Annotated in this window: 10 protein-coding genes; 5 read left to right on the top strand and 5 right to left on the bottom strand. The window is 57.8% G+C overall.

Features of this window, described 5'->3' with window-relative positions; translation table 11 throughout:
* Positions 1 to 181: 181 nt before the first annotated feature.
* From NJU76_RS14255 to NJU76_RS14240, 4 genes are read right to left on the bottom strand one after another with little or no spacing between them, the layout of a single operon-like run.
* The gene (locus NJU76_RS14255) at positions 182 to 2,566 is read right to left on the bottom strand and encodes a DUF2079 domain-containing protein (RefSeq protein ID WP_254529796.1); all 2,385 of its coding nucleotides are present in this window, start codon (positions 2,564 to 2,566) and stop codon (positions 182 to 184) included.
* A gap of 7 nt (positions 2,567 to 2,573) precedes the next feature.
* Positions 2,574 to 3,635: a glycosyltransferase family 4 protein gene (locus NJU76_RS14250; protein ID WP_254529794.1), complete on the bottom strand. Its 1,062-nt coding sequence runs from the start codon at positions 3,633 to 3,635 to the stop codon at positions 2,574 to 2,576.
* 13 nt (positions 3,636 to 3,648) lie between these two features.
* The gene (locus tag NJU76_RS14245) at positions 3,649 to 4,608 is read right to left on the bottom strand and encodes an NAD-dependent epimerase/dehydratase family protein (RefSeq protein WP_254529792.1); all 960 of its coding nucleotides are present in this window, start codon (positions 4,606 to 4,608) and stop codon (positions 3,649 to 3,651) included.
* Positions 4,609 to 4,667: 59 nt separating this feature from the next.
* The gene (locus NJU76_RS14240; RefSeq protein ID WP_345781953.1) at positions 4,668 to 5,408 is read right to left on the bottom strand and encodes a glycosyltransferase; all 741 of its coding nucleotides are present in this window, start codon (positions 5,406 to 5,408) and stop codon (positions 4,668 to 4,670) included.
* 1,635 nt (positions 5,409 to 7,043) lie between these two features.
* Here NJU76_RS14240 and NJU76_RS14235 point away from each other — a divergent pair.
* From NJU76_RS14235 to NJU76_RS14215, 5 genes are all read left to right on the top strand, one after another.
* A complete protein-coding gene (locus NJU76_RS14235) occupies positions 7,044 to 7,466 on the top strand; it encodes a DUF7988 family protein (RefSeq protein WP_254529788.1) in 423 nt (140 codons plus the stop codon).
* Positions 7,467 to 7,642: 176 nt separating this feature from the next.
* Positions 7,643 to 8,701, top strand: coding sequence for a metal ABC transporter substrate-binding protein (locus NJU76_RS14230; protein ID WP_254529786.1), 1,059 nt, complete (start codon positions 7,643 to 7,645; stop codon positions 8,699 to 8,701).
* A complete protein-coding gene (locus tag NJU76_RS14225; protein ID WP_254529784.1) occupies positions 8,698 to 9,435 on the top strand; it encodes a metal ABC transporter ATP-binding protein in 738 nt (245 codons plus the stop codon). Before NJU76_RS14230 ends, NJU76_RS14225 begins: the two co-directional genes overlap by 4 nt.
* Entirely contained in the window at positions 9,435 to 10,454 is a 1,020-nt protein-coding gene (locus NJU76_RS14220; protein ID WP_254529782.1) for a metal ABC transporter permease, read from the top strand. The genes NJU76_RS14225 and NJU76_RS14220 overlap by 1 nt, the downstream gene beginning before the upstream one ends.
* A 116-nt stretch (positions 10,455 to 10,570) precedes the next feature.
* Positions 10,571 to 10,729, top strand: coding sequence for a hypothetical protein (locus NJU76_RS14215; protein WP_254529780.1), 159 nt, complete (start codon positions 10,571 to 10,573; stop codon positions 10,727 to 10,729).
* 24 nt (positions 10,730 to 10,753) lie between these two features.
* Here the strand turns inward: NJU76_RS14215 and NJU76_RS14210 are convergent, their stop codons facing one another.
* Positions 10,754 to 11,956, bottom strand: coding sequence for an RNA-guided endonuclease InsQ/TnpB family protein (locus NJU76_RS14210; RefSeq protein WP_254529778.1), 1,203 nt, complete (start codon positions 11,954 to 11,956; stop codon positions 10,754 to 10,756).
* Positions 11,957 to 12,098 lie beyond the last annotated feature (142 nt).

Below are 12,098 nucleotides of genomic sequence, written 5' to 3'. Positions count from 1 at the left end.
GTAACCGCGTTTCGGAAGCACGTTCGCCGGCGTGAGGGCGGACCAGTCAGGTCATCGCGTTCCAACTGCCGGTCGCCAGTTTCCGACCGTCTCCACCAGATTCGGCGATACTGTCGTGGGCGTCCGGTGGCGACGGTGTTACGACGTGTAGGGGAACCTGTCCGTCTCCGTGAGCGCCGTCTCAGTCGACGGGTTCGACGACCACTTTTCGAACTGCGATCGAGCCGTTTTCGGCCTCCCTGACTCCGCGGAACTGGATCTCGTCGGTGACTTCCTCAAGAGTTACGGTCAACGTCACGTCCTCCCAACCGCCCGTCTCGTTGACTGCGGTCTCGGCGAATTGATCGGATTCGTTCACCACCTCCAGTCGGGCAACGGGTATCTCATCCGACGAGCTAACGTTGACTTGGTACGTTACGTCGTACGTTCCGGGGGGAAGCGTCTCGTACGGTCCGAACCAGACAGTGCTGTCCTCGACGCCGACGCGGCTCTCGATTTTGCCGTCATACAGCGTCCCTTCGTCCGCAGAAATGTCGGTGGCGGTGTATGCATGACTCGGCGGACGGTACTCGTCGGTGATCCCCTTCGGATCACCGCTGTACCCTCTTTTGAACAGCCAGACCCCGTCTTCGTATCGGTAGAGTCCGTATTCCTCGTTGAAGTCGTCCCCGAACGCCTTTTTCACCTCTGCGTCCCACTGGCCCGATCCCGACAGGGGTTCAGTACTCAGGAGGACGTACGCCGGGCGTTTTGTACCGTGCATCTTTTCGTATTCCCTGAACAGCAGTGCAGACGCGATGTACCGCGTGTTCGGCCGATCGGCCAGATGCGGATAGACGTCATTTTGCGTGACTAGCGTCGCTCCCTCAGGGACGTGTTCGACGGACGTTTCGAGTACGTCCGCGTGAGTCGGTTCGTCCGGGATCGCCTGTCGATCCAGACCCCCACCGACAGACGCGAGCACGCTCATCACCAGAACCGCGACGAAAATTCGTGTCAACAGGTCGCGCGACTCCGATATCGACAGGTGACCGTCAGCGACCCGGACAGCCCCGATATAGAGGAACGGGAGCAGGTAGAACGGGTAGTGGACGGCGAACGTATAATAGACTTCGTTTCCGGCGAAGACCCACGCGAACCCGAGGTAGGGGATGAACGCACCAATTGTCAATTCGTCGAATATTCCGAGGAACGCGACCGGCACCAGAAAGAGCGTTAGAAATCCCACTTTGGCCACCGCGTTGCTCGCGAGGGTCTCCCAGAGTAAGATCGGCTCCCGTACGAGCAAAAGCACCAAATCGACCACGCCGACGCGTCGGGTTTCGAGGTGCGGTCGAAACGGCTCCGCGATGGAGTTGATCGGGATCCCAGTGAAGAAGTTGAATTGCGCGGTCACGTACATTGCGAGCAGATAGGTCGCAATCGCCATCATGAACGCGCCAGCGAAGACAGTCCACTCGTCTCGAAGCGTTCGATCCGGTTCACGATGGGCCGCGACCGCGAGGCCGACAATCGCTCCTGTGGCGACGAAGACGACGAACTCGTTGGTCAGCAAGGCGGCGGCGACGAGGACGAGAAATCCATGGTAGCGTTCGGTCCGGTAGCAGTAGTACGCTCCGAAGAGCAGTGCCGGAAGGAAAATCTGCTCCTGAAAGTCGAACAACCACGCGGCGTGTAAAAACGGATTAAGCCCATACAGCAGGACGAACATCCCGGCCATACGCGTCGACAGGTGCTCGCGTGCGACGAACCACAGAAGCGGAACGCTGAGTGCCAACACGAACGATTTAACGACCAAGAGCGTCTCCTGGGTCGGAACCAGCCAGTAGAACGGGTATGCGAGAAACAGCGTCACAGAAAAATGCTCGCCCCAGTAGCTGTTCGTCGGATTCCCGGCGCGGTAACGACCTGTATCCATGAACCCGATCCCCTGACGCGTCGTTTCGAACGCGTGTACGTACGAGCCGAAGTCGCCCCCGGTCATCCAGTATCCGCGGTACAGCAAGATCGTAAACGTCGTGAAGAACACGAACATGAGCGCCGCGAACGTTAGCACGTACGCGGTCGGTCGATCGATCTGCTCGGAGAGCCAGCGCCATCGGTTTCCCGTCTCTTCGAGGTACGGCGCGTCGGTCGTCTTCCACACGAGGACGTCGCTGGCACCGAAGCCCCACGCGAAGCCAACAGCAATCGCCAGCAAGTTGGCGAGTAGATAGTGGAACCCGACGAATTCCACGAAGACGATCAGCGCCACCATATGGACGCCGATACCGGCTACGCGCGTTCCCGTGTACTTGAGTCCCCGCCACGCCCAGGGTTTCCACCCGCGAGCACCGTGCTCCCGCCAGGTCCAGGCGTCGTTAATCGCATAGTTGGTCGTGATACTGATCGTCACGCCGAGGAATCCACCGACGGCGTAGCTGAAACCGATCACGCCGGTCGTTAGATAGAGAACGCTCTGATTGATCACGACACCGATTGCCCCGACCAGGACGTACATGATAAGCCTCTGATTTCGAGTCGTATCGTACGATTCCACCGACCGCCAGATGGTGTTCCTATCCATTGCGGTATCAGCTCCGTTCACCAGCGAGTTCGAACGGTAACCGACGATTCGGTCCTCCTGAATCCACCGAACGCGCTACGAGAAGCCGTTGCAACTCGGGATACACCCGTTCGATTCGTCTCGAATCGGCGAGGTCGCGCGCAAGTCGACAGCGTTCCTCGTAGCGCGCCCGGTGGGTCCGAAACTCGTCTCGGAGGCCGCGTATAACCGCTGTCATCTCGGAGGCGGTTCCGGCGTGAATTACCGCGCCGTTTTTCCGAACGTGACTGATGATCGGACTCGTAACGACCGGCGTCCCCGACGCACACGCTTCGTTGATCACCATGCTATCGGTGTCCACCCGCGCTGGATGCAAGACCACGTGCGAGCGCGCGTAGAGGCGGGCGAGTTCGTCTTCGGAGAGGAATCCCATGCCTTCGATGTGCGACGTCTCGGTCTGCCCAGTCGTCAGAACGGCGATTTCCGTCGGGAGGTTAGCGGCGACCCGTCGCGCGATATCCCATCCTTTCTCCGGAATGTGTGCCGCCGAGAATAGGACCGTGAAGTCATCGGCGAGCGGTGCCCGATCGGGGGAAAAGCGTTCTGCGTCGACGAAGTTTGGAATCGCGACGACGTTCGAGTGACGGGTCTCGAACGCTGGCGTAACCGTGTGGACGACGTCGTACCGTGCCAGGTCGTACTCTCCTGCGAGTCGATATAGCAACTTGACGGCGGTCGGGACCAGACCATAGTGACGCTCATGAAGGTACGGTGAAACGTAGATCCAGGAGTGGATGCCAGCGACGTACCGTTCCGCGCCGGGAAACGAGCCCATCGCGCCGGGATGATAGAACAGGTATCCGGTGTCGACACCGGAAAGGTCGTGCCGCCAGCGTTCCTCATACGGTATTCGATCGTCGAGAACGGCCGTTGCGTCGACCCGACGCTCGCCGTCGGGCGCATATGGGAGCGCGTTCACGGAGACGTCGTACCCGTCGTTGACGAGCCTGTTCGCCAGTTCGACGACCCACTTCTCGCCGCCCCTGAAGTGCTCGACGGATAGATGCGGACAGATCGCTATTCTTGTCATTGTAGTACCATACCTATCTGTGGCCCCTCCGACTACCGTTTCCGCTCTCGTACTGCGAACAAACGCGAGCCAGTCCCTCCTCAAGTGGGATCTGCGGTTCCCATCCCGTTTCTGCGCGAATTTTCGAGTAATCAGCTGTTGCGTTTCGAACGTAGGCGCCCCGACGAATCGGATTTTCGATGTACTCAGGTTCGGCGTCCATCTCGAGTTCAGCGCCGATCAACTCGACGAGGTCGTTGAGCGAAACTGATCGCCCCGTTCCCACGTTGTAGACGCCGAGAAGCTCATTTTCAGCCGCCGTAACCAATCCCCTGACGACGTCTTTGATATGCGTAAAGTCATGGGTCTGTTCCCCGTTGCCGTATAGAACTGGTGACCGCCCGTGAGCGATGTCGTCGGCGAACTGTGCAACGACATTGGCGTATCCCTTCTCCCGTACCTCGGTGGTCTGGTACCCCTGGTACACGGAGAACAAACGTATTCCGGCCATGTCCATTCCATAGTGATTCGCGAAGTACTCGGCGTACCGTTCGCGAGCTAGCATCGAGGCTTCGAAGCCGGTGCTCGCTGTAACCTCCGTCCCTTCAGAGGTCGGTGTGGTCCGATCTCCGTAGACGGAAGCCGTCGAGGCATACACGACCATCGAACACCCGTCCTCGCGGGCCTGTTCGATCGTGTTGACGAACCCCTCGACGTTTACACGCGCACCCCGGCACGGATCCGACTCATGTTTCGCGTACGACGATAGCGCTGCGAGGTGGAACACGATGTCAACCTTGGTCGGAAGATCGCCGTCGAGGACGCTCAGTTCGTGGAATTCGACCTCGTCTCGGAGATTCTCCTGAATGCCAAGGTATCCATCATCGACTACCCGCACCTCGTTGTCTACCGCGAGTTCGTTTGCGAGGTCCGATCCGATAAAACCAGCTCCACCGGTGACCAAGATATCTTTTGATTCTAACTCAGTTCCCATCCAATCGTATCCCATTCATGTATTATTATTGTCGTTTTGTCGCTATGATCGGCCTTTCACTAAAGGAGCCTGTGATCAGAGACCTGTTTCGTGTCGTCTGATTCGGTTACGTCGAAGCCACGGCTGGCGAACGCTAGCTGACCGAGATGCTCGAGAAATTGTCGATACTCGGTTGCAGTAAGATTGCTCTCTCCGCGTTCGCGCTCGCTGAAGACGTACGGGACTTCGACGATTGTCTCGTACGATCCCTTCCCGAGTATTTCTAAGAGTATTTTGTATCCTTGTGGGCTGAGAGTTACTCCTCCGACGACGCTGCGTCGCACGGCAAAGAATCCGGACAGGGGATCCGAGACGTATCGCGCATTGGGAAGAGCAATTCTTGCGAGAACAGTTGCCCCCTTACTGACGAGTTTCCGCAAGACCGACCAATTCTCGATACCGCCGCCTGAAACGTAGCGACTCCCAATCGCGATATCGGCCCCCCGATCGAGCGCCCTGAAGAGGTCGACCAATTTCTCGGGCGGATGCTGCAAGTCTGCGTCGATCACTGCGCAGTATTCGTATTTCGCCACGTCGAACCCGTTTGTGACCGACTTTGCCAGCCCTTTGTCACTCGTCTGCCGTCGTATGACTCGAACGCGGGGATCGTGGCCGAACAATCGTGGCGGGTATTGCCACGTGTAATCGTCAGAATCGTCGTCGACGATTACCACCTCTACATCGAACTGGGAGACCGGAAATACTTTGAGGCAGATAGCGATGACCTGGGAAATATTTTCACATTCATTAAACGTAGGGATGATGATCGTCCCCCCTGTTGAGGTGACCGCAGCCTCCGTCGCGGGCTGCAGATTCGGGCTCTCGGAGTGGCCTCTATCGAGGTCGGGAGAAGACGGTACGTCTCGAACTGGTTGATCCGTTAAATTCGTTATTGCCATCAGCTATCGAGGTTGTGAATTGTTATCCAGCTGCGGCTCGAGACGCGCCGTATCAGTTCGCGCGCGCACCAACGGACGGCTGACCGTCGAGTGAAATTATCGACGGTACCGGGGGAAGAGAGACGGACCAAGGGCGTTACGTGTTCGTCGACCCCAGACCACGTCCGCTCACCTATTTGATAGTTTTGGGCGGTGCTGTCAGTTCTTTCTGTCCGGCCAAGAACCGGGAGGGAATAACACATAATGTACATCTCCGTCGTATCCAGCCCGATCATGCAAGTTCACCACTCACCCTCCACGTCCCTGTGTCATAAGTGAAAAACTCTGTTTCAATTGGATTAGCGACTTTATTCAGGGACAGTATTTTCAATATCATATTTCGATGAATTATTTGGGCTCAGTATATTCTCCCTTCAAAATGAGAATTACTCGTCATACCCGAACCTGGATGGCAATTTAACTCCAAAAGCATTTTACCGGTGATAACCGACTTTTATCCACCTATATGTGGTGTGCGATTATTTTGACAAAACCATCTACTATCCACACCTAGTAGTTGGATGATGGTTTCGATTTACTGACGAGATACTATGTCGCTATCAGTGATACTATATGAATAATATCCAGTATAGATTTATATTTACTTTACTATAAGAATAGAATACATAACACGGGTATTAAAACCTAAACATACTATTACTAGATCATCGTCCACTCTCGGGAGCGTTTCGAACGATACCGTTTCTCGATTCCTCGGTCATCGATGTGCTCGAGGGTATCAACTACACTGTCGAGTACGATGAATTTCAAAGTGGGCCTTCTCTCACGTCATCTGCCTGCGCCGCCGAGGTTCTCGCATGGTAACCGATTATTATAACACATTCGGATGCAGTGACTGGGTCAAGAAATGCTGGTCAATCGCTAGAAAAGCCGGCAGAAAGAGAAAAGCGAGGAGGAGATGCAACGCTCTCGATTCGTTATAACGTTTCTTTTGACCAATTCCCCTGTTGCTTCATGATATTTTTATTTCACAGTAATTAGTTATTCTCGAAGCCAAATTCAGGGAAAATTTATCTAATAGAAACCCAAATTTAGGACAAGATGAGTCTAATAGATCACAATATTCAACAATCATTTCATACATTCCTATTATAAACACCTGTATTTAGGGTCGTGGACTTTAGTAATATTCGTGAATGTTTCATCTGATAATGAAAAACGCGGAAATACCGTTACATTATGTGGATGAACTGTGATGACAGTCCAAATCGTAGTAACCTGACGAATGAGATATGTTCCAGGGTGTACTAATGAATTGCATGCGTCTAATTCTCACTCGATATAGACGGCATTGCTGGTACCTTTGTTCAACTCTCTGAGGGCTATATGAGAACCCATACGGAATGCGGTGCTCCACAGCAATTGGAGACGAAGGAAGTGATGGTGGACTCGCCTCGAGTCGGGACATCTTTGTGAGTGCCCGTTCCACCGAGAATCGTGTCCCATCCAATCCGGGCCGCTCGGCGGCGGATTCAAGCGGAGCATGAGTCGGTGGTCGATGGGATCGGCGCCTGCGCCGACGCGATAGTCGAACCCTGGGATACCGCCCGAACGACCAACCGCGAGGCAGTCGTGGGCGGCCTCCATCGATCACTCGAGGAAACCGGGATACATGGGTCGCTCCCTGACGTGCTGGCGGATGTGGTTTCGGCGACGGGCTTCGAATTGCAGGCGTGTCCCGTTCCCGCTCCGCCGTACGTCGTCGTGACGAGCCGCGGACCTATTCTTCGGGCGACGATCGATCCCGGCCGACTCGTGATTCGGTTCGACGCGTTCGACGTCGTCCGCGGTTCCCACTCCGACCGGCGGCCGGCCTACCGGCGACGCGACGACGTCCGACTCACGGTGGTACTCGAGTGAGCGTCGGTCGAACCCGGCGTCACAACTGAACCGATACCAGTCGCCTCGATCGCTCTAGCAACTCGAGCCGCTATAGCGCCAGTTGTTGTTAACAGAAATGGCTTTTGAACCCAGTTGTTAATAAAACTCCCTATCCAGATAATAATACTTATACGCCGGGATCGCCATTTCCGTATATGGAACTGACCCGACGCGCACTGGTCGGACGTGGGGCCGGTGCAATTGCTGTCGGAACCCTCGCCGGTTGTCTCGAGGACGTAGGGGCTCCAAACGAGTCGTTCGACGGGGGGTACGCCGCCTTCTTTACGCTGTGGGACTGGTCACAGCGAATCGCCGGGGATGGCATCGAATTCGAGAACCCCGTCGGAACCGGCCAGCCCGGCCACGGGTGGTCGCCGAGCGGCGACCTCACGCGCGAAATAGCCGATTCCGGGGTCTTCGTCTACTTCGACACACCCGAGTTCTCGTGGGCGCAGGACATTGCGACGACGCTCGAGGCCGATTACGAGACCGTGTCGGTGATCGACGGCTTGGCTGGGCTGGATGACCAGTTACTCGACGGGAATCACGAAGTCGACGGCGGTGGCCACGATCACGGAACCGAAAACGGGTCGCAGGACGACGATTCGGTTGACAGTCACGACGATGATCACGGCGGTAACTCGCACGAGCACGGTGAATCGTCCGTCGACCCGCACGTCTGGCTCGACCCCGTGCTCGCACAGGACATCGTTGGGACGATCTCGTCGGGGCTCGCCGATGCAGACCCGGACAACGCCGGGACGTACGAGGAAAACGCGTCCGCGTACGCGGAGACCCTCGACGCTCTCGATCAGCAGTTCGAAGAGCTGTTCGCCGCGGCCGACCGGCAGGTCGCCGTCTTCGCCGGTCACGACTCGTTTTCCTACCTCCAGGAGCGATACGGGTTCGAACTCTACACGCCTGTCGGCGTCTCCCCGCAAGCCGAGCCGAGTCAGGGCGACATCTCGGAGACGATCAGCCTGGTCGACGAAGAGGGAATCGAAACGATCCTTTACAGTCCCTTCGAAGACCGCGACGGTCAATACCCGCCGCTCGTCAACGCGCTTCTTCGCGATACCGACGCGACCGACGCGATGCCGATCACGCACCTCTCGGGAACCCTCGCGAAGTGGCAGCGCAAGGACTGGGGCTACCTCGAACAGATGCAAGAAATAAACGTACCCGCGTTCAGTGAGGCACTAGACGTACAGTGAGCGTGATCGATCTCGAGGGCGTGACGTTCGCCTACGGCGAGCAGCCGGCCGTGGAAGACGTCTCGCTTACGGTTCGAGAGGGCGACTTTCTGGGGCTGATCGGTCCCAACGGATCGGGCAAGACCACGCTCTTGCACCTCATGCTCGGCCTGCGCAATCCCGATAGCGGCTCGATCAAACTGTTCGGCGAACCCGTCTCCGAATTTGACGACGGCGAGCGGATCGGGTACGTCTCTCAGCAGGCGACGAACCGTGGCGGCTCGATGCCGGTTACCGTCCGCGAGGTAGTCACGATGGGGCGATTCGCCCACGCGGGCCACGGGCAGCTAACCGACGACGACCGGACGGCAGTCGACGACGCACTCCAGACCGTCGACATCGCCGATCTTGCCGACCGCCAACTCGATCAGCTCTCGGGTGGCCAGCGCCAACGAACGTACATCGCACGCGCGCTGGCCTCCGAGGCCGACCTGCTGGCGCTCGACGAGCCGACCGTCGGCGTCGACGCCGAGTCCAGAGACGAGTTCTACCGGCTCCTCGAGTCGCTCAACGACGACGGGATCACGATCATTCTGATCGAGCACGACATCGGGGTCGTCACCGATCGCGCGACCCGTATCGCCTGTATCAATACCGAACTATACCACCACGGCGATACCAAATCGTTCGTCGAAAGCGACGCGTTGACGGAGGCCTACGGTAAGTCGGGACAGGTCGTCCACCACCACCACTGATGAGTCGAACTCACCCACTCCGTCGGCGACTCGAGCACGTCGGTATCGGCCTGACCGCGGTCCTCTCGGTCGCGATGATCGGCCTACTCGCCATCGACGCGCTTCGGGCGGCGCCGCTGGTGGGTGGGGTGTACGATCAGGCTCGTATCGCGGGCTGGTGGGCGGACCACTACCTCGGGACGAACGTATTCTATCACCCGTTCATGTGGCGCTCGATCGCGACTGGAATCCTGATCGGCGTGGTCGCGCCCCTGGTCGGGACCTACCTCGTCCACCGGGAGATGGCCTTGATCGGCGAGACACTGGCACATACGGCCTTCGCCGGGGTCGCGGTCGGCCTGCTGGTGAGCGCGACGACTGGCTGGAACGGTTCGTTGATGCTCGTCGCACTGGTCGTGGGCATTCTCGGCGCACTCGGCGTCCAGTGGCTGGCCGAGCGGACCGACACCTACGGCGACGTGCCGATCGCGATCATGCTGACCGGCAGCTTTGCCGTGGGGACGCTGGTCGTCAGTTACGGTCGCGGAATGACGGGGATCGCCGTCGAAGACTACATCTTCGGCAGCATCTCCGTCGTCACCCCCTCGGGTGCGCGGCTGATGGCCGTCATCAGCGTCGTCGTCGTGGCCGTCACCGTCGCGACCTACAAACAACTCCTGTTCATCACCTTCGACGAGCAGGCCGCTCGCGTCGCGCGGCTCAACGTCACCTGGTACAACACGCTACTGATCGTGATGACCGCAGTCGTAGTCGTCGGTGCGATGCAGATTCTCGGCGTGATCCTCGTCGCCGCGATGCTCGTCGTCCCCGTTGCCGCGGCGACCCAGATCGCAGGTAGCTTCCGTGAGACGCTGTACTGCTCGATCCTCTTCGGACAGGTCGCGGTGATCGGCGGATTCGTCCTCTCGATTTCACAGGGTCTTCCGACCGGCGGCTCGATCGTCGTCGTCGCCATCGCGTGCTATCTGCTCGCGGTGTTCGCGTCGAGCCGCTCGACGGCGGCTATCTCGACGCACTGAGGTCTTCGCCAGGCGTATGAGTCGGATCGCTCCCCGTCGACGGACGGGTTCTCGCGAGCGGCCTCCTCGCGTTCGCCACGGGATACGTTCTCTGACCGTCGAGACACGTCTATTGGGTGGACGACCTCCGGCTCCGCGAGGAGAAAATCCTTGAACAGCGCGAGGTATTCAGGCTGGTGACGGTGGACCACGGCCAAGTCATGAAGTGCCTCGGCGACCGCCCGGTGGAGACCGCGAAGAACGGCCTCACGCGGATTGGCTCACACTCCCGATAACGACTTCGGAGAACTGCAAGTGAACTACCCCGCCCTACTCGTCGCCTTCGGCGACTCCTTGAGGGCGGGGCTTCCTGCTTCGACGACGCGACTTGCAGACACTTCAGAAGTATCCACAGCGGTCGCAGTCTCCACAGGCGTTGCTTCGGAGTGACCCACTCCTAGGTTCTCCAGACCACGCGACTGGATGTTTAACGCCGCGTTCCAATCCCTCTCCAGTTCGAACCCACACGATGGACACGAATGGTCACGAACCCACAACGGCTTCTCAGTCTCCATACCACACGACGCACACTCCGTTGTCGTCCCACGTGGGTGAACCTCAATGACGTGACACCCGTTCTTCCGACCGTGATGTTTCAGAATCGTACTGAAGTTTCGCCAGCCGACTTCGGCCTTGTTCCGCGCGTTGCCACTGTCTTCAAGCAGTGACGTCACGTTCAAATCCTCAACGAACACGGCATCGTGCTCGGTCGTGTAAAAGTGCGCGAGCTTGTGTTTATAATCTCGCTTCTTGTTCGACATGCGAGCATGGACCGTCGCGACTCGCCGCCGTTGCGTCTCCCAGTTGTTCGACTCGTATTGTTTGCGAGAAAGAGCGCGTTGCTCGCGCTCGAGGCGCTCACGCTCCACAGACAAGTCAAGACGTCCGACGGAGCGTCCGTCCGAATCGTGGACAAAGTTAAGGACGCCAAGGTCGATTCCTACGGTATCCTCAGCGTCGATGTCCGCTGAGTCTGGTTTCTCTGGCGTGTCGGTGCTGATGCAGAACGAAGCGTACCACGCTCCAGTGGGTTCTTTCTTCACCGTGACTTCTTTGATAGCATCGTGGTCGGGAAGGTCACGGTGAAGTCGGAGTGGGATTTCGATGGTTTCACCACGAACTTTTGTGAGTCGGAGTATCGCTCGGTCTCTCGGGCCACTCTTCGTGTCGAGTTCGAAGCCCGATTGCCGGTACGTGAAACTCCGATACTCACGCGGTGACTTCCAGTTCAGCGAGCCAACGTCGTATCCCTTGGCTTTGAGTGTGCCGAGGTTGGTGATGTTGGTTCGGATACGCTCGACAGCTTTCTGCAACACTGTTGAGTAGACCTGTTTGAGGTCAGTCCACTGTTGTTTGAGTTGTGGGAGTGCATCTCGGACGTGCCAGACGCGCTGTCGAAGCGTCCCCTCGTCTTCTGGTATCTTGGTGAATTCGTGGAGGGCGTGGTTGTAGAGTTGTCGCACGGTGTCACGAGTCCAGTCGAGACTCTCCCGTTGCTCTGACTTTATGAGAATCCTGTTTAAGCCCCAAGTCGGTGAACGAAACGCGTTGGGGTTGAAGGAGGCCGTCTTTCAACATGTGTCCGAGAACACGCTGCTCTGACTG

The sequence above is a fragment of the Natrinema gelatinilyticum genome, from assembly GCF_024266705.1.
Classification (GTDB): domain Archaea; phylum Halobacteriota; class Halobacteria; order Halobacteriales; family Natrialbaceae; genus Natrinema; species Natrinema gelatinilyticum.
This window is presented reverse-complemented; position numbering and strand designations above follow the sequence as displayed.